The sequence below is a fragment of the uncultured Microbulbifer sp. genome (genome assembly GCF_947504145.1).
Classification (GTDB): Bacteria; Pseudomonadota; Gammaproteobacteria; order Pseudomonadales; family Cellvibrionaceae; genus Microbulbifer.
On the sequence record NZ_CANNGQ010000002.1, the window covers coordinates 883,128 to 907,785 of the forward strand.

Annotated in this window: 16 protein-coding genes; 6 read left to right on the top strand and 10 right to left on the bottom strand. The window is 56.4% G+C overall.

Translation table 11 applies throughout. From position 1 onward, the window contains the following. The first annotated feature begins 285 nt into the window (after positions 1-285). Together Q1A74_RS10325 and Q1A74_RS10330 are read left to right on the top strand one after the other, a co-directional pair. The gene (locus tag Q1A74_RS10325) at positions 286-1,890 is read left to right on the top strand and encodes a mechanosensitive ion channel family protein (protein WP_299595418.1); all 1,605 of its coding nucleotides are present in this window, start codon (positions 286-288) and stop codon (positions 1,888-1,890) included. Positions 1,891-2,012: 122 nt separating this feature from the next. Further along, complete coding sequence (locus Q1A74_RS10330) at positions 2,013-4,220, top strand: S9 family peptidase (RefSeq protein ID WP_299595420.1); 2,208 nt, start codon at positions 2,013-2,015, stop codon at positions 4,218-4,220. A gap of 73 nt (positions 4,221-4,293) precedes the next feature. Here Q1A74_RS10330 and Q1A74_RS10335 read toward each other — a convergent pair whose 3' ends face one another. The 3 genes from Q1A74_RS10335 to Q1A74_RS10345 all read right to left on the bottom strand — a co-directional run bounded on the left by Q1A74_RS10335 (position 4,294) and on the right by Q1A74_RS10345 (position 9,165). Continuing rightward, positions 4,294-6,780 carry a DNRLRE domain-containing protein gene (locus tag Q1A74_RS10335; protein WP_299595422.1) on the bottom strand — a complete coding sequence of 829 codons (2,487 nt, stop codon included), beginning with the start codon at positions 6,778-6,780 and terminating at the stop codon, positions 4,294-4,296. Between the two features lie 67 nt (positions 6,781-6,847). After that, entirely contained in the window at positions 6,848-7,555 is a 708-nt protein-coding gene (locus Q1A74_RS10340; protein WP_299595424.1) for a DUF1566 domain-containing protein, read from the bottom strand. Further along, positions 7,552-9,165: an ethylbenzene dehydrogenase-related protein gene (locus Q1A74_RS10345; protein WP_299595426.1), complete on the bottom strand. Its 1,614-nt coding sequence runs from the start codon at positions 9,163-9,165 to the stop codon at positions 7,552-7,554. The genes Q1A74_RS10340 and Q1A74_RS10345 overlap by 4 nt, the downstream gene beginning before the upstream one ends. Before the next feature lie 186 nt (positions 9,166-9,351). Between Q1A74_RS10345 and Q1A74_RS10350 the strand changes: the two genes are divergently transcribed. The 3 genes from Q1A74_RS10350 (at position 9,352) to pelA (ending at position 14,061) form a co-directional block, all read left to right on the top strand. Beyond that, positions 9,352-11,475, top strand: a complete 2,124-nt coding sequence (locus Q1A74_RS10350) for a TonB-dependent siderophore receptor (RefSeq protein WP_299595428.1) — start codon at positions 9,352-9,354, stop codon at positions 11,473-11,475. 98 nt (positions 11,476-11,573) lie between these two features. Beyond that, positions 11,574-12,701 (top strand): PepSY domain-containing protein, encoded by a 1,128-nt coding sequence (locus tag Q1A74_RS10355; protein ID WP_299595430.1) that lies wholly within the window; start codon positions 11,574-11,576, stop codon positions 12,699-12,701. 163 nt (positions 12,702-12,864) lie between these two features. Beyond that, the gene (gene pelA, locus Q1A74_RS10360) at positions 12,865-14,061 is read left to right on the top strand and encodes a pectate lyase (protein ID WP_299595432.1); all 1,197 of its coding nucleotides are present in this window, start codon (positions 12,865-12,867) and stop codon (positions 14,059-14,061) included. A gap of 90 nt (positions 14,062-14,151) precedes the next feature. On the opposite strand, the gene Q1A74_RS10365 is transcribed toward pelA, so the two are convergent. The 7 genes from Q1A74_RS10365 to Q1A74_RS10395 all read right to left on the bottom strand — a co-directional run bounded on the left by Q1A74_RS10365 (position 14,152) and on the right by Q1A74_RS10395 (position 23,678). After that, the gene (locus tag Q1A74_RS10365) at positions 14,152-15,171 is read right to left on the bottom strand and encodes a cytochrome d ubiquinol oxidase subunit II (RefSeq protein WP_299595434.1); all 1,020 of its coding nucleotides are present in this window, start codon (positions 15,169-15,171) and stop codon (positions 14,152-14,154) included. Next, positions 15,168-16,547: a cytochrome ubiquinol oxidase subunit I gene (locus tag Q1A74_RS10370; protein WP_299595436.1), complete on the bottom strand. Its 1,380-nt coding sequence runs from the start codon at positions 16,545-16,547 to the stop codon at positions 15,168-15,170. Before Q1A74_RS10370 ends, Q1A74_RS10365 begins: the two co-directional genes overlap by 4 nt. Before the next feature lie 137 nt (positions 16,548-16,684). Further along, complete coding sequence (locus tag Q1A74_RS10375; RefSeq protein WP_299595439.1) at positions 16,685-17,239, bottom strand: MarR family transcriptional regulator; 555 nt, start codon at positions 17,237-17,239, stop codon at positions 16,685-16,687. A gap of 72 nt (positions 17,240-17,311) precedes the next feature. Further along, positions 17,312-18,217: a DUF1853 family protein gene (locus Q1A74_RS10380; RefSeq protein WP_299595441.1), complete on the bottom strand. Its 906-nt coding sequence runs from the start codon at positions 18,215-18,217 to the stop codon at positions 17,312-17,314. Between the two features lie 39 nt (positions 18,218-18,256). Next, positions 18,257-20,593 (bottom strand): autotransporter outer membrane beta-barrel domain-containing protein, encoded by a 2,337-nt coding sequence (locus Q1A74_RS10385; protein WP_299595444.1) that lies wholly within the window; start codon positions 20,591-20,593, stop codon positions 18,257-18,259. Continuing rightward, a complete protein-coding gene (locus tag Q1A74_RS10390) occupies positions 20,583-21,332 on the bottom strand; it encodes an OmpW family outer membrane protein (protein ID WP_299595446.1) in 750 nt (249 codons plus the stop codon). Before Q1A74_RS10390 ends, Q1A74_RS10385 begins: the two co-directional genes overlap by 11 nt. A gap of 267 nt (positions 21,333-21,599) precedes the next feature. Next, on the bottom strand, positions 21,600-23,678 hold the full coding sequence (locus Q1A74_RS10395) for a VIT and VWA domain-containing protein (RefSeq protein WP_299595448.1): 2,079 nt from the start codon (positions 23,676-23,678) through the stop codon (positions 21,600-21,602). Between the two features lie 163 nt (positions 23,679-23,841). Between Q1A74_RS10395 and Q1A74_RS10400 the strand changes: the two genes are divergently transcribed. Continuing rightward, positions 23,842-24,600 carry a helix-turn-helix transcriptional regulator gene (locus Q1A74_RS10400; protein ID WP_299595450.1) on the top strand — a complete coding sequence of 253 codons (759 nt, stop codon included), beginning with the start codon at positions 23,842-23,844 and terminating at the stop codon, positions 24,598-24,600. The last annotated feature ends 58 nt before the right edge of the window (positions 24,601-24,658 follow it).

Sequence of the window (24,658 nt, forward strand, 5' to 3'; positions counted from 1 at the left end):
GGAAACAATTTCAGGGTGGTTTGAAATATTTACTCGCAGGTGTACGGGTAATACAGCGGGGTTCGTGTTTTCGTTGCACGCTGTTATTTCTAATTCTGGTTTTTTCCTCGCATTCCTAGCTTTTCCCGTCCCTGTTTGCGCCAGTTTGCTCCCACGGTTGAGGTGCGAGTAAGTTGGCATTTCACTTGCACCTCTCCCTTTGTTGAAATGATTTTGTATCGAACAAAATATCGATAGATCCGTCGTGTAGAGCTCTGTGCGCCGGGCGAGGTAACAGGAGTGAGATTGTTGGCTAAGGTTTCGAAAAGTATTCACGTAGCAGGTCTGCTATTGCTCGTAATGTATTTCAGCAGTGCGATGGCGCAGACATCTGGGGTGAGCGACGCTATGAAGGGCACCTCCGGCACCTCGTCCGAGCAAATGCCGGAAATGACGGCGGATGAAATCGATGGACTGATTCAGACGCTGGAGGATCAGGGGAAGCGCGAAAAATTTGTGGAAAACCTGAAGGGCCTGAAGGCGCTTCAGTCCGCCAACGAACCGGATGGCGAAGCGGGAAATCCACTGGCAATCGCCGATGCAATATTGCCGGAGGAAACTGCAAGCCGGCTTGTGGATAAATACGGTGAGCTGCTGGATAGCATGGGCATTAGTGCAAATAGTGCCGGAAAGTTGATTGTTACGGCCGGCGCACTGATCCTGATCGGGGTTTTTGTGTGGCTTAACGGTCGGCTTGCGCGAAACTTTGATCGCAAATTCAGCCGGGTGCGGCACGCGCTGGGGCTGAATCAGCGGCGCTTCTCCAGTTATTTTCAGCTGCAAATTCTTGCGGGCTATGCCGTCGCCGGGCTGCTTGCGCTGTATACACTCTCTCTGGTTTTCAACCGTACCTTTGGTGTTGTGATTGATGATGACAGTCTGGTCAATGCAGCGGAGGTCGTCTTCTCGATACTGCTGGTCATTCTGGTCTTCAGCAGTATCTGGGAAATGCTCAATGGCGCCATCGAGCACTACACCTGCAAAAACAAGGGTGCGGTAACCGCGCGAGTTCGTACATTGATTCCGCTGGTGCGCAATGCTCTACTGTTCTTTCTCTCGGCGTTGTCGCTACTCGTGGTGCTGTCAGAGATTGGCGTGGATGTCATGCCGCTTCTGGCTGGTGCCGGTGTACTGGGTATTGCGATTGGCTTTGGTGCGCAGACGCTGGTCAAAGATTTTCTGACCGGGTTTACCATCCTGATAGAGGATCTGCTGCAGGTGGACGACGTAGTGACGGTGGGTGGGCGTACCGGCGTGGTGGAAAAAATCACTCTGCGCAAAGTGGAGATGCGGTCTCTGGATGGTACGGTGCACACGGTGCCCTTCAGTGAAATCAGTATTGTGGATAACCTCACCAAGGACTTCAGTTATTACATGCTGGAAGTGGGTATTGCCTACCGGGAAAACACCGATGAGGTGGTCCGTTGCCTGCTGGATATCGACCGTGAGCTGCGCGACAGCGAGGAGTTTGGTCAGCACATTTTGGAGCCGCTCGAAGTGCTGGGGGTAGACCGGTTTGACGATAGCGCAGTGGTCATCAAGGCGCGCACTCGCACTCGCGCTCATGAAAAATGGTTTGTGGGTCGCGAATTCAATCGCCGTATTAAATTGGCCTTTGACGAGCGCAATATCGAGATTCCGTTTCCCCATCAGACTCTGTATTTCGGCGAAGCAAAAAATGGTAAGCCAACCGCGGCCGATGTCCGGCTGCTGTCCGATACTGCAGTGCACAAGGGAATGGAAGCCGGGGAAGATACGAAAGCAGCGGTTAGTGCTGACGGCGGTAATTCACCGCATTCCCGCGGCGTCAAAGAAAATTCCTTCGCCGGAGAGAGTCAGAGCGATGAATAAGGCCTGCGGTGGTGCCGGGATCATGGACGGTGGCCATACGGAATTGTTGCCATGACACACTACAAATTTTTCTGAATTTGTGTCATTTTCACGGCATCCATACCCTAGTAGTCGAAGTAGTTATGAAGCGTCTAGCCCTATCCCTGATTGCCGCCGGTTTTGCCGGATTTTGCTCTGCAGAGCAGCTGACCATCGACCGAATATTCTCCGATCCCGCTCTGAGTGGTACCAGCCCCCGCGCGTTGCAGTACTCGCCGGACGGGAGCCGTGTGACGTTTCTCAAGGGCCGCACAGAAGACTACAACCGCTACGATCTGTGGGAGTACCGTCTGAGTGATGGCGAGACCCGTATGCTGGTGGACTCCGACAAGCTCCACGTGGGTGAAGAACAGCTTTCCGATGAGGAAAAGGCCCGTCGCGAGCGCCAGCGGATTTTCGGCAGCGGCATCATGGAGTACAGCTGGTCGAAAGATGGGGGATCCCTCTTGTTCCCCCTTGCCGGTGATGTTTTCTACTACGACGTAGCCAAGGCTGCCCCCAAACGCCTGACCGAAACGGAAGCCTTCGAGACCGATGTGCGTGTGTCTCCCAAAGGACATTTTGTTTCCTTTATTCGCGACCAGAATATTTTTGTCGTGGACCTGAAAACCGGTAGGGAGCGCCAACTCACCTCCGATGGCAAAGGCCCAATCAAGAACGGCATGGCCGAGTTCGTCGCCCAGGAAGAAATGGACCGCATGACCGGCTACTGGTGGTCGCCGGATGAAAAGCGCATCGCATTCCTGCAGGTGGATGAGAGCCCGGTGGATGAAGTGACCCGCAGTGAGATCTATGCGGACCGCATCGATATGATCAAGCAGCGCTACCCTGCTGCCGGCCGGCCCAACGTGAAAATAAAACTGGGTGTACTCGACCTGGCCAGCGGAAAAACTCAGTGGCTGGATTTGGGTAAGCACGAAGATATCTACATTCCGCGAGTGAAGTGGGCACGAGACAACCTGCTGTCCTACCAATGGCAAAACCGCAGTCAGAGCGAACTGGAACTACGGTTTGTGGATATCCCCAGTGGCAAGACCGGTACCGCATTCACGGAAGCCAGCGATACCTGGGTGAATCTATTCCACGACCTGCGTTTTCTGAAAGACAGCGACCGCTTTATTTGGGCGTCCGAAAAGGATGGCTTCAAGCATCTGTACCTGTACGATTTCAACGGCAAACAGCTGGCACAACTGACCAGCGGCGACTGGGCCATTGATGAGCTGGAGGCGCTGGATGAAAAATCCGGCAAGGTTTATTTCTCCGGGCGTAAAGACACTCCGCTGGAGCGCCACCTGTATGTCACCGACCTGATAGGCAGCGGCAAGATTGAAAAGGTTTCTTCCCGCGCGGGTATGCACAGCATCGAGTTCGCCGACGATGCCTCCGGGTATATCGATACCTATTCCAATCCAGCTACACCGGCGCAGGTCAGCCTGCACGGTGTGGATGGAAAGCGCGTAACCTGGCTGCAGGAAAACAAGGTAGAGAAAGGACACCCGCTCTATCCCTATATGAGTGACTGGATTGAACCGGAGTTTGGTCAGATCCAAGCGCCAGAGGGGCACACCCTCTACTACCGCATGTACAAACCGGCGGGCTTTGATCCAAAGAAAACCTACCCCACGATGGTGTTTCTGTACGGTGGCCCGCACGTACAGCTGGTCACCAACAGCTGGGACAGGCCATTCAATCAGTTTATGGCCCAGCAGGGTTACGTGGTGTTTACTCTGGACAACCGCGGCTCCGCGAATCGCGGCAAAAAGTTTGAAGACCCCATTTTCAAAAAAATGGGCAGTGTGGAAGTGGACGATCAGGTTGCCGGGGTGAGATTCCTGCGTACCCTGCCATTTGTCGACCCCGAGCGTATCGGTGTCTATGGACACAGCTACGGCGGCTATATGGCATTGATGAACATGTTCAAGGCCGGTGATTATTTCAAGGCGGGTATTTCCGGTGCGCCGGTCACCGACTGGGGTTTGTACGATACCCATTATACCGAGCGCTACATGGGCAACCCAAATGAAGTGCCGGAAGCCTACGAGGCCGCCTCGGTATTCCCCTACGCCAAAGACCTGAAAGGCCCGTTGCTGATTTATCACGGGATGGCGGACGACAATGTGCTGTTTACCAATACCACCAAACTGATCAAACAGCTGCAGGACAACGGCCAGCAGTTTGAGCTGATGACCTACCCGGGCAAAAAGCACAGCCTGCGCGGCAAGGAAACCCGCAAGCACTGGCACCAGATGATGAAGGACTTTTTTGATCGCACCTTGAAAGAAGCGGACTGATTGCTTAAACAAGGGCAATAAAAAAGGGCTTCCAGTGGAAGCCCTTTTTTTTGTAGCTGATCCAGGTTGAAACTTAGTTGCCGCAGCTGGCTTCCAGTCGCAACAGCGGTCCTTGCCCGGTTTCCTTGGAGGTCATATCCACACCGTTGCTGCCGCTGTTCGCGGCAATCACCAATCCGGTATTGCTGCCACTCAACCAGGTTTCCACAATACCGGAAGGCAGCAGATCCACCTGATAAGTGCCGGTGCCGTTGGGTACAAAAGTGGCGAGCTGGTTGCCGAGAATGGCACTGCCACCCACGCTGTTCCAGGTGGCACTGCCTTCCTGCCAGTTGGCGCTTGCCTGGTAGAACCCGAACGTATTGCCGGAGCGGTTGGTGACATTCAGTTCCAGTGTGGCTTCAGAGAAATTGCTGCAGTTCTCGGTGCCGCTTATATCAAATTTTACCAGGGTGTACAGCTCGCCGTACTGTCGGTCACTGCCGTCTGCCAGCAGGCCGTCGCTGTCGCCATCAAAGTTGCTGCCACTCTGCCCGGAGCCCACAAACACATCGTCGGAAGCCGCCTGTATCATTTGCTGGCTACTGCTGGAGCCGGAAGAGCTACCCGCGCCAGAAGAGCTACTGGACGACGAGCTGCTGGAAGAACTGCCACCGCAATCCGCATCCACGTAAAGTACCGGCGTGCTGCCGGTTTCCTTGGAGCTCATGTCCACGCCGTCACTGCCGCCGAGTGAAGCGATTACCAGGCCGCTATTGCCGTTGCTCAACCAGCTGTCCACCGCACTGCTGGGAAGACTGATCTGACGAAGGCCGGTGCTTGATGGAGTGAAGCTTGCCAATTGGCTTCCCTGAATACCGCTGCCACCGATATTGCCCCAGGTTGCGGATTCTTCCTGCCAGTTGCTGCCGGCCAAAAACACGCCGTAGCTGCTGTTGGAATAGTTGGTGACGTTCACTTCCAGGGTGACATTGCTGAAATTGCCGCAGCTGGCCACGTCGTCCAGATCGAACTTCAGCAGGGTCATCATCTGCCCGTAACTGGTATCGGCGCCGTCTGCCAGAAGACCCTCGTTGCTGCCGTCGTAGTTGGTGCCGGTCTGGTTCGCGGTTACAAAAACATCGTCGCTGGCGGCGAGTGCGATGGTTGGATTACCGGAACCGCCACTGGACGAGCCGCCGGACGAGCTGCTTGACGAACTACTTGAAGAGCTTGAGCCACCACTGATGACACTGCGGTTGCTGCCGTTGCGGGTGAGCGTCATGGCTTCGCCCACCTGATTGGCGCTCCACCAGTTTACGTTGGCCGGTAGCGCCAGTGGGTCGGCGGCGCGGTCGGCGCGGGTCAGGGTAGCGGCAGAAGTATTGAACTGCGCGGTGCGCACGGTCAGAGTACTGGGGCTGACCTGAATCACTTTGAACTGCTGAATACTGGCCAGGTCAATGGTCCAGGATTTGGGGTCATTGGCCGAGCGGGCCGGAGCGCCCCAGCTGCCTTCGCCCACATATACGGTGCCGCCGTTGGATGCGGTGGTGAATCCGTTGCCGCTGGGTTCAACTGCTTGGGTGAGTTTGGTCATGTGCGTGTCTGACTCCACCACCAGGTTCATACCGTAGTCGTAAAAGTCCTGGGCCCACCAGGTGTGCAGAATGGTGTTTTCGGATTTTCCGGTGTAGTGCGGAAACATCGGCTTGTGGTACTGGGCAAAACGCCACTGGGCGCTGCCGCCGTAGCTGGCGAGATCGCTCTGCAGCCAGTTGTTCATGGCTGTGGCATAGGAGGACCAGCCGCTATTTTTGAATTGGCTGTTCAGTGTGTACACACGCAGTAGCGGCGATACCTGAACTGCGCCGTAGGTATCGCTGGGGTTGCAGTTACCGTCGTTATTGAAGTCGGCACCGAAGACCTGACACAGGGTGGAGTAGTTGTCGTCTTCGTGGTTGCCGTGGGTGGGGATCAACGGGTAAATGCGCTTGTAGCTCAAGCCGTCGATCTGGTCATTGGAATAGGTGAGCTCCCAATCGTCGAGATACGCCGCCATCTGCGAGGCGCTGTTGGCATCGGTAAAGTCACCGCCGTGCATCACCGCGAGCGGGCGGATTTTTGCCAGTAGTTGATTACCCTGGCGGCGGTTGGTGTGGCCGGTGCGGGTATCGCCGCCGGCGATTACCACAAACGGTGAGTTGTCTGCGGGCGCGGTTTTGAACCAGAAGCGGTCACCACAGCCATCCTGGTCGCATACGCGAAAGAAAACGTCCGAGTCTGCGGACAGGTTTTCCAGCCGCACAAAACTGCTGTTGATGCTGCCATCAAACGTGTAGCTCGCATCCACCCCGGCGCTGCTCCAGCTGCCTTCATTGGTGGAATAACCGTAGCTCACGTAAGGATTGGAACTGCTGCCATCGGGAGAAAATCCGATCACGGCACTGTTGCGGCCATCGGTATCCCATACCAGACGGTGGTGCTTGGTGGCGGCGCCAGCGTCTGCCGCGCACAAGGCCATCAGCAGGCTTGCGGAGCCGGCCAGGCGAAAATGGTTACTTCCCAGAAACTGTTTCATGGGTTTTCCTGATTGAGGATTATGGTTTGGGCGAAGGAAAATACAGCGTGGGAAAGTGTGCGGTGGATTAGTGACAGCTTTTTGAATTCTCAGTCACGAGACGCACAAAGGCGGCATTGCGGTGCGGAATTGTGATGGATTGCCCATCCACAAAACTGACGGCCAGTGCGCCCCGGCGCAGATGTTTGTAAACCTTTTGTAATGATTCTCCCTGCTCCGAGGTCCAGTAGTCGCCGCGTTTGGTTTTTGGAAAATAAGCGGTATCGATTTTTGGCTGGCCGGCCTTGGCATCGGTGAATACCAGAGAGTGCAATTCACCCGTAGTCGGCAGGCGCCAGTTCTGTTCACCACACAGCTGTTCCTTTCGTGTACGTCGGATCAGGTCGGCGGTATCGCAGCGCTCGTCTTCGAAATAGCAGTCGCCGTTATTCGGCGTGCCTATGTTGAAAGTGTCCCGCCCGAGGCCGTTGGTGGGAGTACCGGGGTTTGATGAGGCGGCAACGAACTCGCCATCGTTTTCTTGGTACCAGGAATACGTCCACAACCCATCGTGAATCGTTTCACTGTCGGTTTTCACTTCCCACAGCAGCCCGGTGCGCTGGTCGCAAACACACGCCCAGGGTCCGGACCAGTGGGGCAGGGGATTGCCGTTGTAATCAATTTTGGTGAAATGGTGTGGCGTGGGCTGTGGAAAATCCGGTTGGTGCAGGAGCGCCGCAAGTGCTGTCGCCGCAGGTACTACGGTTAACATAAACGCCCGTTGCCAGATTTTCATCGGGAATTTTCCGGTGCGAAGTTCAGACGAATGGCGCGGGTGTGACGGGTATGAGCCACCTGGGCACGATCAAATGCGGAAACCCAAAGGCAGGTGCCATCGTTAATGGGCACGTCGAGTGGAGAACCGGTAACCAGCTTGCGCGCCAGCTCCAGGTGCCAGTATCCGTCTTGCCAGTAGCCGCGGGCACGCACGTCGGCGCGGTCGCCCTCGAAGCGGTTGGAGTTGTAGATCACCGAGGGCATCACCGTGCCTTCCGGGTAGTTCGCATCCTGTTTCGGGGAATAGGGTTTGTAATCGAACCAGGGGATTACCCACTCGGACGCATCTCCGCCGGCGCTTTGTAGCGCGGCCAGTTGCTTTGGATCCGGGGGCAGACGCTTGGGGAGGATGACACCGGGTTTGTACCACTGCCAGTTCATCACATAGGCCCCGGACTCCTTGCCGTCCTGCTGGTAACCGGCGGTGTAACGGCGCTCTCCGGGGCGCGCCTGATCCGGTGGGCCAATAAAATTGTCATCTGCCAAAAACATGTCGTTGGTGCGCACCGCTTTCCAGTGCCACAGGTCGTGCAGTTGCCCGTTGCTGCTGTAGTGGTAGCCCTTGCCGTGCCAGTTGGCCGGGCGATCTTTCAGCGGCTTGCGGCCCAGGTGTGTGGTGCCGGCGGCGCCGAATGTGCAGCTGGAAGAAAGCAGCACCGCAAACTTGTCTTCGTAGTGGCGGGTTTCATCGAAGTTGTGAAACCCCTGCTGTTGTACCTGCCAGCCCCGCTCGGTTTTCATTAGTGGCAGGTGTGCCAGGCTCTCGGTGTCGTCTCGCCAGCGGACAGCAAGATAAAACTCCTCGCCATTGCTGAGTGCACGCAAGGTGACCTCGGTTTCTCCCTCATCAAAGTTCGCACCGCCATCCGTATATACGGTGATGGGGGCTGCCCCTTGCCACTGGGGTTCATCGGTGCGGCCGTCGATTGCCATCGGCGGGTGTTCTGGGTGGAGCAGGGGAATATGTGTGACCGTAAGCGGCAGGTGGCTCTGTTCGCGGGTGGCACTCCACACGCCGGTGAACAGCAAGACGGAAAACACCAGCAGTGTGCTGCCAACCATCCATCGCCGCAGGGAGCGCGGGCCCCAATAAGGAAGGGCAATGCGAAGCAGTGACTGACGGCCCCAGCGGGCCAGATACAGTCCGGCGTGCAAGGCCAGGTATACAAGGACGCCGAAGGCGGCCAGATAATGCAGATCCCGCACGCCCCTAGCACCGCCGGCAAACAGCAACCAGCCGCTGACCAGTGACAACAGCAGCAGCGGGTAGCCCGCGCGGATAATCGCGCGGTGCCAGCCGGGCCATTGCAATACCTGGGCGTGGCCTGCGGCTCTTCGTCCGCCAATCAGGCGATACGCAATATAGATCAGTACGATCAGGGTGATCGCCACCGCGCTGGCAAAGTGCAGCTCGATCACCTGCCCCTGGGGCAGCAGCTCTTCAAACCGGGCAACCTGCGGGCGCGCGAGGCTGGCGATACGCAGGCCGGTCAGCAGGCTACAGATCACCGCAAGCCCGGCGCCACTGTGCAGGAGTATCCAGCGCAGGCTCTTGCGATTGGTCGTCACGCTTCCCTCGTTTACCGGTCAAAGAGGGCGAGAGTAGGGGTGTCTGGTGGCAATTTGATGACACCTGCGTTGGAGCCACCACAGACGCAACTTCAGCAAAATCTAAATGAGAATCTATTGCATTATCAAGACCTCTTCTCTAGACTCCCGTACCAAATTCAAGGGGTAGTTCCTGGGGACTTAAGAATGCCATCCAACCAACGTCTGTTTGCCGGCTCGGTGCTGGCCGTTGCTCTTACCGCTGCCAATGGGGCCATCGCCGCTGAAGCGAAAAAGTCTGAAAAACTCGAGAACGTCGAGGTAGTGGGGGAGCAGGTGGACTCCTACCTGTTGGAAGACCTGGATACCGCCACCGGCATGGGCCTGTCCATCATGGATACGCCACAGTCTGTCTCCGCTATCGGCAGCGCCCAGCTCGAAGATTTCAACCTGTACAACTTGAATGACGCGCTGCTCGCGGTGCCGGGAATTCAGGTTGAGAGCGTGGAAACCGACCGTACCTATTACTCTTCTCGCGGCTTCGATGTGGCCAACTTTCAGGTTGACGGCGTTGGCTTGCCGTCGACCTATGGCAACCGCAGCGGCGAGACCGATACCTCCGTCTACGAGCGCATTGAAGTAGTGCGCGGTGCCAACGGCCTGATGAGTGGCGCCGGCAACCCGTCTGCCACCGTGAATATGGTGCGCAAGCGTCCCACCGACGACTTACAAATGTCCTTCAGTGCGATTGCTGGGTCCTGGAACAGCTTGCGGCTTGAGAGCGACGTTGCCGGTACCCTCACCGATGGCCTGCGTGGTCGCCTGGTGATGACCAAAGAAGACAATGAGTCTTACCTGGATCACTACGCCATGGACAAATCCGTGGTCTACGGAGCGCTGGAAAAAGATCTCGGTGCTTCCACCCAGCTGACCCTGGGGGGTAGCTATCAGGCGAGCCTGGCGGACAGCCCTCTGTGGGGGGCGCTGCCTCTGGTGTATTCCGATGGCTCTGCCACCGATTACGATAGCTCCGCCACTACCTCCGCCGACTGGGCCTACTGGGACAATATTGAGCGCGAAGTCTTCGCCGAATTGAAGCATGAATTCAGCAACGGCTGGGACCTGAAAGGGTACTACAGCACGGCGGATATCGAAGGCGAAAGCGAACTGTTCTACATGTACAGCCTGCCGGATGCTGCAACCGATGAAGGCCTGATTGGTTACGCCAGCGCTTACACCATGGATGCTAAGCAAGACGTGTTCGATCTGCGTGTATCCGGTACCTACCAGCTGCTGGGCCGCGAGCACGATGCATTGTTCGGCTACAACTGGTCCAAGGGTTCCACCGCCGAAGTTTCCCTGTACGACTACACCAACGGTTTCCCGTGGGTCGGTGACTTCACCGAGTGGAACGGCCAGACGCCGGTGAAACCCGTATTCACCGACGGTCTCACCGGCAGTGACTTTGATGAAGAGCAGAGTGCAATTTTTGCCGCAACCCGCTTCCGCCTCACCGACGCCGTGAGCCTTGTAGGTGGTGCCCGGGTGGCAAACTGGGAGGCCGAAGGTGAAGGCTACGGCACCACCAAGGTCACCAAGGTCGACAACATTGTGCTGCCCTACGCCGGCGTGGTGTACCGGGTAACCGACAACTACTCCCTGTACGCCAGCCACACCGAAACCTTCCGCGCCCAAGATGATCTGGCGGAAGACCTGACTTTTATCGATCCCACCGAAGGTGTGAACGATGAGTTGGGTGTGAAAGCGCAGTTCCTGGGTGGCAAACTGATGGCCACCCTGGCGTACTACCAAACCCAGCAGAACAACGTGGCGGAATTCGCCGGCCAGATCCCGGATCCAGAAAACGATCAGGTCATGATCGATTTCTACGAAGGCCGCGACTACGACAGCAACGGCTACGATCTGACCGTCAGCGGCGAGCCGGTTGAAGGCCTGCATATGGAATTCAGTTACGCCAAGGTAGATATCGAGAACAAGGCGGGTAATGGCCTGAATCGCGACTTTATCCCGGCCCAGACTGTGCGTCTGTACGCCAGTTACCGTCCGCCATTTGTGGATAGCCTGAAATTTGGTGGTGGGCTCAACTGGCAGGACGATATTTCCCGTACCCATGCTGCAGGTCATACCATCGAGCAGGAGGCCTACGCCACCGTGCAACTGTTCGCCAACTACAAGTTGACCGAGCAACTGAGCGTTTCCCTCAATGGAGAAAACCTCACCGACGAGAAGTACATCAGCAGCCTCTACTGGGATCAGGGTTTCTACGCCGCACCGCGCAACTTCAGCGCTTCGGTCAACTGGCGCTACTGATACGGTAAGCTATAGCGACGATATTTAGGGAAGTCTCATGGGGCGACGGGCCAAACCACCGTTGCCCCGTTTGTGTTTTATAAACCATCAAAAGAACCATGAATAAAACCCTGTTCAAACTGCACAGCTGGATGGCCCTGGTGGCCTTTGTTCCACTTCTGGTGATCTGTATCACCGGCAGTATTCTCGTGTTCAAGCACGAGATCGATTCCATGCTGCTGGCGGACAAGGTGCGGGTAGAATCCGGTGGCCGCGAGCGTCTTGGCCTGGATGTGCTGGAAGCCTCGGTACACAGCAACTTCCCGGATTATGAAGTGGTTGGCTGGGCACTGTTTCAGGACAAAGATCGTGCAGACCTGGTATACACCATGCAGCACGGCACCGACGAATGGACCTATGCGCTGCTGGACCAGTACACCGGTGAGCCGCTGCGCCCGCCCATGGGACTGACCCACCATCTCACCGACTGGCTACTTGAGCTGCATTTCACGCTGCTGCTGGATGACTGGGGCATGCTGATCAGCAGTATTTTCTCAATCCTGCTGTGCCTGTTGGGGATCACGGGGTTTATTCTGTACCGCAAATTCTGGAAGAACTTTTTCACCCTGCGCTGGAATGCGCGGATGATCGTGTACTTTTCGGATCTGCATAAAATGACCGGCATCATCGGTGCACCGGTTTTGCTGATTCTCGGTTTCACCGGGGCCTGGTGGAACATCACGCATTTCGCCCATGAGATGGAAGAGCACGCGGACGGTCATGAGCACTACAAAATGGCCGAGCGGCTGTACAGTGATGACCTCAACCTGCAGGGGTTGATGGACGATACCGGCAAGCGTATCCAGAATTTCGAGACCACGTACATCTCATTCCCCTGGGAGCCGGGTAAAAACCTCACTTTCTGGGGGGATGTGCATCCCGACAATCCGCTGACCAGCGAATACGCTAGCAACATTACCTACAACGCGCAGAGTGGCGAGCATATGCTCAGTTACGATATTCGCGACGCCTCCCTGGGCGCAGTGATTGTCGACAGCTATCGCCGCCTGCACTTTGGCAACTTTGCCGGTCTGGTGAGCAAGATCCTCTGGTGTGTGATTGGCTTGGCACCGCTGCTGCTGTCCATCACCGGTATCTACATCTGGTACCAGCGCCGCGAGAAACGCCGCAACGCCCGCGTCAAGCGCCGGGCCAAGGCAGCGCAGCTGGCGGGCGCGGCCGCCTGATCTGACTGGCCGCCGACCAACGCATCCTTCAAGCCGGGTAATCCCCGGCTTTTTTGTGCCTGTGTGCCGGGATAGTTTCTTCGGCCGGTGGCATTTGCTACCATCGTTTGGCCTTACCAAATAATGAGGTTCTGTCTGACAGAATCCTGTAGCGAGCAACCGTATGAAGTTTTCTCTCCGTCTGGTCCCGGCTCTGGTAGCGGGAACCCTGATGACCATTTCCGTCTTCGGTTGTAGTGCCAGACCCAGCCCTCTGGACCAGCTGCAGCCGGCCAGCAACATGGACGAATACCGGGCCATCTCCGAGCGGCTCGACAAAATCGACCAGGCTGTGATCAAGGCCGAAGCCCAGCTGGCGGGCCTGGACGAGCCACTCAAGCCGAAAAAGGCCAAGGGCTTCGGCTTCGATGCAGAAAAGGCGGCAACGGACAGCGCCTTCTTTGCCACACCGGAAGGGCGCCAGATTGCGGAGAATCTGCTCAGCTTCCAGACCCCGTCTGGCGGCTGGTCTAAACGCACGGATATGGGGGTGCCGCGCGAGAAGGGGTACCTGTTCGGTGTGGAGAAGAACTACGTTCCCACCTTCGATAACCTCGCCACCAGTACCCAGTTCTGGGTGATGGTGAATGCCTGTAATGCGCTGGATGAAGCCCGCTACTGCGATTCTGCCGCCCGCGCACTCAAGTACATTCTGATCGCCCAGTACCCCAATGGCGGCTGGCCGCAGACCTTTCCGCTGCGGGGCAGGTATCACGATTACATCACTTACAACGACACCGCCATTACCAGCCTGTTGACCATCGTCGCCGCGGCTGCCACTGACGATCCGCGGCTGGCTTTTGTGTCGGACGATTTGCGTGAACTCTCCGTGAGCAGTCTGCAGCGAGCGTTGAAGATGGTGGCGGCTACTCAGGTAGAAGTGAACGGCAAGCCGGCCATTTGGGGTGCCCAGCACCATGCGGATACTTTTGAGCCAGCTGCTGCCCGCGCTTTTGAGCCGGTGGCCCTGGCCACCAGTGAGAGTGCCGATCTGGTGTTGTTCCTGATGACGCTGGAGCACCCGCCCACGTCGATTCAGGAGTCCATCGAAAATGCGATTGCCTGGTTTGAATCGCACCGGATCGATGGGCTGCGATACCGTCGCGGTGGCAGGCTTCCGTCATTGGTGCCTGAACAGGGTGCCGACCCGCTGTGGGCACGGTTTTACGATATCGACAGCGACCGCCCCGTTTTCGGTGACCGCGATGGCGCCGTGTATTTCGACGTGGATGACGTATCGGAAGAGCGCCGACAGGGTTATGCCTGGTATACCGAACAGCCTTATAAAGTGCTGAAGCAATACCGAAAATGGAAACCGTAACGTCGAATCTTTCTGTGGAGCAGCCTGCTTGCAGGCGAACAAAATAACCCCGTCAAACCGGGGCTATTTTGTTCCCGAACCTGAAACGGCTCAGTGGTAGTGCAAGTCCGTGGCCTTGCCGTGAAATACACGATAAGAGAATACCGTATACAGCAAGATCACCGGTATCACGATCACTGCCCCTACCAGAATAAACCGCAGTGATTCTCGCGCACTGGCGGCCTCCCAGATCGTCATTTCTCCGGGAACAATTTCCGGGAAAAAGCTGAAGCCCAGGCCACTAAAACACAGGGTGAAAATAGCCACGACGATGAAAAACGGGATTGCACTGTGGCGATCGGCAGCCTTTGGCATGCGCGCCAGCAGCAGGTCGTTGCAGACAAAGCCTAAAAAACACAGCGCCGGGATCAGCAATACAAACATCACCAGCGGAAAGGTAAACCAGCGGTCAAATACCCCGGGGTTTACCAACGGGTTGATGGCGCATACCGCGATCACACCCACAAGCGTTGCGCGCCCGGTCACCCGCGTCCAGCGCACCGCACGCACTTGCAAATCCTGCTCGGTTTTCAGTACCAGCCAGGCCGAGCCGATATAACTGTAAGCTGCCGTAACGCCCAGCGCGCTGATTGCGCAAAACAAGAGCGACGGTACACTCTGGTCAAAACCCATCACATACTGCCCGAGCATATAGCCCTGGGTAAGGGTAGTGATCAGCGAGCCGGCCTTGAAGGTGCGGTCCCAGGCGAGCTTGTGATCCACCGCTGCCTTGGCGCGGAAGTCGAATGCCACCCCGCGCATGATCAGGCCCACCAGCATGATTGCCACCGGAATATACAGTTGCATCAGGATCAGGCTGTGGGCCGCGGGAAAGGCGATCAGCAACAGGCCAATGGCCAGCACCAGCCATGTTTCATTGGCATCCCAGAAGGGGCCGATGGAAGCGATCATGGTGTCCCGCTGCGCCTCATCCTGCTCGCCCATGGGCAGCAGGATACCTACGCCCAGGTCGTAGCCATCGAGGATCGCATAGGCCAGTACCGCCAGCCCCATCAGGCCGATAAAAATCACCGGCAGCCAGTCGTTACTGTGGTGGATGACTTCGTTCATGGGTTACCTCCCACCGAGCGCGATTGCGGCAGATTAGTGAGGCTGCCGTCAGCGACCGGTTCGTTGGTTTCGAATTCCTCTACATGTACAGACTTTAGGGCCATACGTTTCAGGGTGTGGATATAGGCCCACATCAGAATCACGTAAACGATCAGATACAGGGTGAGCGAGAGCCCCACATTGGCCGGCGCTATGGGGGTTACCGCGTCGGCGGTTTTCAAAATGCCGGTAACCAGCCAGGGTTGCCGCCCCACCTCGGTAACGTACCAGCCCGCGAGTGTCGCCACCCAGCCGGAAAAAGTCATTGCCACCAGTAGCTTCAGAAACGCACGTGGCATTTGCGGACGTCGCAGTAGAAAACAGCCCAGCCAGGCCGTGGCCAACATCAGCAGTCCCATGCCCACCATGATACGGAAGCCGAAAAACAGCGGCTTTACCGGTGGGTGATTGCCTTCGAAAGTATTCAGCCCAGGAATCTCGCCGTCGGTTTCATGGGTAAGAATCAGGCTCGCCAGCTTGGGAATACCCACGGCAAAGTGATTGCTGCGGGTTTCCTCATCGGGTACCGCAAACAGCAGCAGCGGCGCACCTTTCTCTGTTTCCCAGACACCTTCCATGGCGGCAATCTTCTGCGGCTGGTGTTCAAAGGTGTTGAGCCCGTGCAGGTCACCCACAAATGCCTGCAGTGGTGCCAGTACTGCAGCGAGAATCAGTGCGGTTTTCAACGCGAGACACGGTGCCTTTTTTTCATCGCCCTTGAGAATGCGGTAGGCAGAAAGGCCGGCCACAAAAAACGATGCGGTCAACCCGGAGGCCAGCAGCATGTGAGAGAGGCGGTAGGGAAAAGATGGGTTGAAGATCACCTCCAGCCAGTTTGTTGCATGCACCACACCATCGCGAATTTCATAACCGGCCGGTGTCTGCATCCAGGAATTGAGTGCGAGAATCCAGAAGGCGGAAAGGGTGGTGCCAACGGCCACCATCAATGCAGAAAAGGTGTGTAGCTTGCTCGGCACCCGTTTAATTCCGAATAGCATGATGCCGAGAAATGTGGCTTCCAGGAAAAATGCGGTGAGCACTTCGTAGCCCAATAAAGGCCCGGCGATATTCCCCACCTTTTCCATATAGCCTGGCCAGTTGGTGCCGAACTGGAACGACATGGTGATACCGCTCACTACACCCAGGGCAAACGTCAGCGCGAATATCTTTACCCAGAATCGGTAGGCGCGCATCCATACCGGGTTGCCGGTGAAATCGAAGCGCAATTTGAAAAAGAAAAGAATCCAGCAGAGGGCAATGGTGATGGTGGGAAACAGTATGTGAAAACTGATGTTGGTGGCGAACTGGATGCGTGACAGCATCAGGGTGTCCAGCATAGATACCTCGTTGGCAGACGGCCGTCGGGGGCCGCGGATGGGTTACAGCGGATGCCTCAAACTTGGAGTGTTACCTCTTGCGCGGTTACGCCTCTTTGTCTCCGGTGAGGCCTCCTTGTCTCCGGTGAGGCCTCCTATCACTTCCCGGGTTTTTTGGCTTTCGCGCCGGCCTTTAGGTCCAGCAGTTTGTTGAGCCCGGAGCCCAGCTTCATCAGTTTTGCCAGGTCTTTGTGCTCCAGTTTGCTCAGCGTGTTGGCAAACTGGTCGAGCATTTCCAGCAGGCTGTAGACCTCCTGAATTTTTTTCTGCGCTTCGGTTTCCTGCTCGTCCCGGGGTTCGGTCAACAGCAGTTGCCGCAGCAGGGTCAGGGTGGGATCCAGCTCGCGTTTGCGGCGCTCTTCAAACACCGTGCGCGCCAGGTCCCAGATGGAGCCGGATGCGGTGAAGTAATCCTTACGATCCCCGGGCTGGTGATGTAGTTCGATCAGCCGCCATGCCTGCAGCTCCTTCAACCCCATACTCACATTGCCGCGGCTGATCTTCAGCGCCTCCGCCAACTGATCGGCGTTGACAGGCTTATTGTGAATGGTGAGCAGGGCAAACATCTGCCCTACCGTGCGGTTGAACCCCCACCGGCTGCCCATTTCGCCAAAGTGCAATACGAAGGCCTGAGCCTGACTGGAAAGTTTCATGATTTTCTTAATTTTCAGAAATTTCTGAAAATTGTAAACGAAGATTGATCCAAGTCAAGGAGCCTGGCATTTTTACTTGGCAGAGGCGAGCTCGGAGGAGGCGCGTTGTCGCCAGTCGTCTGGCACGATAAATCCACGGCTGATCTCGCCGCTGTCATCGGTGGCCGCGACACAAAGGGGGCCGCGGTCATTCAGCTGGTGGTGAAGCTTTTGCAGGTCAATGGCATGGAGAGCCAGTGGTTGTGCTGTGATCGGGTCTGGGATGCCACAGGAGGTGAGCCAGGTCTGCTTTGGTAGCTGAACCCAGCGGTAACCGGAACTCGAGAAGCATTGCAGAAACTGTGCCGTGTCTGCCCACCAGTGGTGAGCGGGTTCTGGTGAACCTTCCTGTAGTGGCGTAAACAGCCGTCCAGGCATCCGTGTCCACTGCCGCTGTGGTGTCAAACCCGTCAGTGCCAGCTGCGACTGCACTTCCGGGCTCTGGGCTATAGGTAGCTGGTGCTCGCGCATACGCGCCAGTTTGATGTCCAGCCGATCGCGCAGGCCGGGGCCCATCCAGTGTTTGTCCACCTGCAGGTAGAACTTCACGGCCAGTTCCCAGTGTTCCAGCATATCGTCTGGGTGGTGGTGGACCAGGAAATCCAGCTCCCCCAGGGTTTTCCCTTCGTGGCGGATTGGCAGGTTGCGCGCGCGCAGGGTGTAATCCGGATGGTGTTGGAAAGCGAACGCCCAGAGGTTTTCGAAGTAGATACCCAGCCGGTGGCTGTTGAATTGCGCGAGAAAATGGGGCAGTTGTGGGTAGAGCTGCTGGTAAATTTCCGCGGACGAAAAATAGCTGTGTAATGCCTGGCGTCGCGCCGCGGGTAGCCAGGGCAGGGGGTAGTCGGGCGCTATATCATCTGCAGACAGGGCCCACAGCAGGTTTTGCCAGTGGTCCGGTGTGTGTGAGGGAAGTATTGACTTGGTCGGGTTACGCATCCGGCGAGTATAGGGAATTCGTCGGCGCGGGGTAATCCACTACCACTTGAAGCGGAAACCAAATGTCAGCTGGATACTGTCGCTATCGCCAAAGTTTTCCAGGCTGCTGGCGTAATCCACTTCGCCATATACCGAGCAGCCGTCGCCGCACTGGTCATAGGTAAAGCCAACGCCGAGCTGCCCCCACCACTCGTCTCGCGCCTGGCGTAGCGGGGTGCCGGAAACCAGCACTTCGGTTTCGTCATCAAAGTAGTAATAGGCATTAGCGATGGCGTAGAGCCCGATACGTTCCAGTAGCAGGTTGCCGTACATATTCCGATTCACCCGCTGGCTGACGCGCTGCTCAAACGCCAGACCGAGGCGAGTAAAATTACCCTGGTTTTCCGCGTCTTCCATACGGACGCCGTAAGGATCGAAATTATCGTCGATATCTTCGGCGGTAAAGGCCAGTTGTACCTGCGGCGTGAGGGAGTAAAAATCGCAAAGCTTGAAGCTGTGCCCGCCTTCCACTGAGAAGTTAAAACCGATGGCTTCGTTGCCGGTTCCCAGGTACCAGAGCTCCCGTGAATACAGGTCGGAGTCATACCAGTTGAATTGCGCTTGGATATCCGCGTAGCTGCCCTGGCTACCGTACCAGGTCAGTGTACTACCGACGCCGAAGCTATCTGTGTCGATAGTGCCCTGACCAAAGTAGCCATCAAGTTCCGTACTGCCGTACCCGTATTGAGCGAATACCCCGAGTATGAGGCGCCCACGATGCACCGACGGGTCGAATGAAAAGTCGGAGCCAATTTGAACCTGCCCGAAGTCTTGCTGCCACTGGGCCGCCGCGGTTGAGTGATCGGGCGCATTGTCGTCGTAGGTACCATTTACCCGCATCCATAGCCCACCGCCATCGATCGTGCGCTCCACCGCATTGCCGTAGCAGCAAATGCCGCGGTCTTTGAAGCTGGTGCCGGCCCAAAATCGATTACCTACGCGCTTTCGCAATGTTGTGGGTGTATTCATCCTGCGGATTGCCTGCGCGTAGGTCTCGTACAGGACAGCACCCGGTTGCCAGCGTGGAATCAAATTGCCGCTGTTGTTGAATGGGTCGGCGATGGTAGAGCGCAGGTACCAGTAACCATCATCCGGGTCGCTCTCGCTACCCCGGTGCATGGTATAACCGTAGGCACCGCCAACGACGGCTCTTCTTCCATCGTACCCGGTGTAATCCGGATCCAGCCTGAAGGCGCTTCTGGGATTGCTGCCCTGCACCCGAATGATGGGAATGCCATTGCCAGTCGTCACGGCACCATCACCGCCCAGGTTAAAAATGCGCACAGACGTGCGCCCGGTAACGTTGCCGGCAACATTGAAAAAGTCAGTGGGCGCGTTGTCACCTGCCAGCCGGGTGTCCATCCACAATCGCCCGTTGCGCCCCTCGTAGTCACCGAAACGGCCGTCCTGATGTGATGTGATGTTCAGCTGATTGAACACGCCATTTTCCAGCCAGAGCGTGCCCGCGTTGTGTACATCCCCGGAAATCGAAAAGTTCTTTTGCTGTGGCTCTAAGATGCCGCCGAAGCGAATATCTAACCCCAGTTGCTGGCGCCCGTTGCTGCCGCCACCAACGGCAAGTGTATTGAACATACGCAGCTTTGAACTGCCGTTTATGATGATGTTTTCCCAGTTGAGAAGGTTGCCACCGTCAATAAGATGGTCCAGTTTGAAGCGCAATGTATCGATGTACCCATCGTCGGCGGTCAGGTCGTCGCCGCCATCGAGAATCGCGTCCCCTTCATAGGCGAACGCATCGATTTCCACATAGTCAGAACCGTCACCGCCGACAAAGTGATTGATGATGCCTTCGTCGAAATACAGGGTGTCGTCGCCGCTGCCCATATTCAGGGTGTGGAAAACAAAGCCGCCGTCCAGCAGCATATAGTCGTCACCATCACCGGCATCCAGTTCGAATATTAATCCGTCGTACAGCTCAATATGATCGTTGCCCGCGCCCATATCGAGGCCACCACTAAAGTAGCTGCCGATTTCAGAATCCCGCACATCCATGATGATAGTATCGTCGCCTTCCCCTGCGAATAGGTTGGTCTCGATCAGTGCGCCGTTGATATTGATTTGGTCGTTGCCGGACCCGGCATTGGCGGTGCCGATAGTGCCGCCGTTCAGATCAAGGGTGTCATTGCCACCGAGAGCATTGACGTCCGCACCGGCTGCATCATTGTCTTCGTCACATAGAATCTGGTCTGGCCCAGCGGTCCCAGTATTCCCTGGCGTACAGTCCCCCAGTACGGAGAGGGGGAATAAAAGCAGGCCTGCCGTCAACAGAAGTCTGTGGTGGAACCCTCTGCTGCGAGAGAGGGATTCAGAATTCATAGGTGATACCCAGGTTCAATGTCCACGGGTTGGTGTCGAAGTCTGAATACAGCCGGTCGTAGCCGGGATTGGTGGGGTAAGTTACAACGCCATCGGTGCTGGCATCGGTGTAAATGACCGCGGCATTGATCAACCACGATTGTGCAATACCGCGCCCCAGACGCCAGTCAATACCCAGCTGGGCACTGGCGCCCCATGAATGACCCATCCCGAATTTTGAGAGGTCACTGGTCATTCCTTTTCCCATCAGGTATCGCTGGAATTCAGGATTTAACTCGTCGTCGTAAAAGTCGGAGTAATTCACGCCAACTCCCAGATAGGGCTGCCCCAGACAGTCCAGGTCGTTCATATACCAGTTGATAAAGAGGTTGGCGGAGGACATGGAGAAGCGACCAAAGTAAATATTGTCTCTTCCCGGATAAACGCGAAAATTCTCCAGATGCAGAGAGTGGTCAGAACCACCGACATACAATACCTCCAATCCGAGATAAGGAAGTGGCCGCCAGACAGCCGAGGTATTCCAGGTAGTGTCTTCCTCAATTTCCCACTTGGTCTGGTAGAGTTCGAAATCCTGTAATAGGTAGTGCTTCGGCGACGTCGCGTTGTCATCGGGATAAACAAAGCTCGCACCCAGCCGAATATAAAAACGCTTTAGATCCACATCCGAAACAGAAATCTGAGCATTAGCATATACAGGAAACAAAAGTACCAGGATTGCGGCCAGCCTGAGCTTTTTCATTGTTAACTCCGTTTAACATCAGTTGACCGCGGCGATACTGCTTATCGTTAAATATTCGCGTGGCGTGTCAAAAGCCTTGTGATGGCGCGGCAATTATTAAAGTTGGAACTGCCGGGGAAAATCTGAAACACCTGTAAAAATAGCATGGAGAACGAAGGCTGCAGGACAAATGTTGACCGCAAAATAACCCTTGGTTTTGCGCGTCAAAAATGAAAGGGCCCTGCTGGGCCCTTCGTTAAAGTGATTCTAGAAATACCCCGCCGCAATTCACCAGTAACGTTTTTTGCGAAGGAAGATCAGTACCAGTAAAAGCAGTATCACAATCGGGCCCGCAGAGCCGCCACTGCTGCTGGGGTAGGAACGATTACCGTTGAAAGCCGGTTGGGCGCGATCCTGCCGGTGGTCTTGTACCGGTGTCGATGTGCGATCCTGACGCGCGGCTCTTTCATTTTCGACGCGAGCCTTGTTGTTGCGCTGGATCCCCTGCTGCTCAAAGACTTGCTCCTCCACAACAACCAGGGATGTGTAGGGTGTCACCAGCCCGTATTCCACAGCCAGATCGACGATCGCATCTTCGCTGTCACTGTCATGGCCGAGGTAGTCCATTTTGTTCTGGATATCTTCGATGGTGGCGTAGGCCCAGAGGCGCTCCAGTTCGGGATTGCGGGTATCGGTGGCGGGAAATTGCAGGGCCGATGTGTAGGTTACCGCGCGCTCAGAAACCTTACCGTCGATGGTGAGCTTCGCCACGCCGTCGCCCCAGTAATGCCCGAATACAATCAACTGCTGGCCGCGGTACAGCGAGCCGATGCGCTGAGGCGTGATATCGCGCACCTTTACGTCGGACTTTTTTGTATTGGATATGTTTATGTCGATGTCCCGGTAAGACTCGTGCTGCAACTTGTCTGCTGCCTGCACCAGACGCCCGGAAATATCATCGCTGTTGGAGATGGTCATGGCAAAGCCATTGGATACGCTGGCCATACCATCCAGCAGTGGTCGGTTGGCGCTGTTGCCCATCACAAACGTAAACAGGCGGACATCGTGCTGCTCCAGCAAATCCAGGAACGCCTTTTTCGCGGTCACACCCACGTTGGCCACACCGTCGGTTACCAGAATTACGGCGCTGGGGCGATCGGCATCCATCCCATTATAGGCGGTCTTGAGACCGGCAAAAAGATTGGTGCCGCCACTGGGCTGCAGGGATTCCAGCTGCTGTAGATAGTGGTTCACATTGGTGTCGGTTACCGGCACAAAACCGGTGGTCAGCTCCCGCGCCTGATTGTTGAACAGGATCATGCGGAAACGGTCTGTTGGTGGCAGCTTGTTCAGGCCTTTGCGCACGCCTTCTGCAAGGCTGTGATATTTGCCGGCCATGGAACCGGACATATCCAGTACAAACGTCCAGTCGCGGCCCTGTGTCGCCGGCCCCAGGTCATCGCCGGGTGTGAGCGTCAGCATGAAGGTGCCGCGGTCGCTGCCTTGCGGGCGATAGGTCACCATATCTACTGTGCCGGGCAGGCCCTGCTGGTGGCGCCAGTACACAACCACATCCTTGTCGAGTGTGAAGGCCGTTCCGGCGGAGGGGGTGGCCGGCTGTGGCTGTCTCTCTTCGTCGACACCAGGGCCATTGCTTCCAGAGTTCGCCGCATTGGCGAAAGACGCTTTCCATTCCTGACCCGACTGCTGCTGGATCTGTGCCTGAGGGTGTGCCGGCAGCAGGAACTGGTCGATGGGGTAGGAAGAGCGCATGGTGAGATTGAAGCTGAAGGCTTCCTGCACATGCTCTTGGTAGGTAAAGAATGCCGCGCGCTCCTCGTTCACACCGCCTTCCTCCAGCGGGTAGACGTAGCGCCCGATACCCAGGTCGGCATGTACCGGTTGGATATACACCAGGCGAATACGCACCGCATCGTTGGCCTGTACCGGATAGACACGGCTGTCAAAAGTGCGGTATTCGTCCTGTTCGGTGAGGGCGGTGTTTCTGCCCTGCGCTTTTTCCTGCTCGTAGAGAGCGCGTGCCTGCTGCTTGGGGAGTACCTCACCTGTCACCGGCTGGCCGTCGATCCAGTAAGTAAACTCACCCACCGAGGCTTTTTCCGGCACCGGGAAGCTGTACACCGCCTCGAGTGCGCGATCGTTCGGATTGTAAAAGGTCTGGTCTACTTCGGTGATCGCGTAGCCATCTTCAATGACCACGTTCACGTGGTGTTCTCTGATCTCTAAGGCAGGCAGCGAACCGTCGGCGGGCGTTAACAGCCCTGCAGCTACCGCAAGTTGCGGGGTGAGTGCGCCCAGTAATAGACAGGTAAGCCAGTGAATGGGGTTGCGCCATAAACGTTGCATTGTCGGTTCCTCCGGATGCCATCGCAGGCTGAAAAGAAAAATGCGCCGGGATTGTCCGGGCACCGGAGTATTTAGGGGTAAGGGCTCACAATAATCACCTTGAACCGGTAAAGTTGCATTATCTGACCCCAAAAGCACCGAATAACGATACCAAGGTGGTGAAATGAGCCAGACTCAGGCACTGATGAAGACCCTCAAGCAAGAGCTGAAGGCAAGGGGGGTAACCTATGCCGAGGTTGCCAGACACCTGCAGCTATCGGAAAGTAGTATCAAGCGCTTGATCAGCGGCGACACCCTGTCGGTCACCCGACTCGAAACCCTGTGTGAGATTGCCGGCATGGATTTCTCCGACCTGGTGCGCAAGACCAGCGAAGCCCGCCGCGGTATCACAACCCTGACCGAGGAGCAGGAACGGGAGGTTGCCGGCGATCCGCACCTGCTACTGGTAACCGTGTGCGTTATCAACCAGTGGACCGTCGAACAGATACTGCAGACCTATGCGCTCAGTGAGCCACAGTGTATCCAGTTACTTGCCCGGCTCGATCGGCTTAAATTGATTGAGCTGTTGCCGCTCAATCGTTACCGGTTGATTGTCGCCAAGGAGTTCCGCTGGTTACCCAATGGTCCCATCCAGCAGTTTTTTCAGAAAGAAGTACAGCCGGACTTTCTCGCGTCAAACTTCTCCGGTCCCGGTGAAAAAATGATATTTCGCACCGGCATGTTGTCGCGTACTGCCAACGCGGAGCTGATGCGAAAAATGGATCGGCTGCTGGCGCAGTTTCAGGAGCTGCACGAGGCGGATAGTGGTCTGGCGTTGGATGAGCGCTTTGGTTCCAGCCTGATGGTGGCGCTGCGGCCCTGGGAGCTTCAGCATTTCAGGCGGTTGCGGAAGAAGGATATGGAGAAGGTATTTCCCGAGTAGTGGGTTGTCGAAGAGCCTGCAGGTGGAAGAAAGGGAGGGCCTGAGCCCTCCCTTGTCT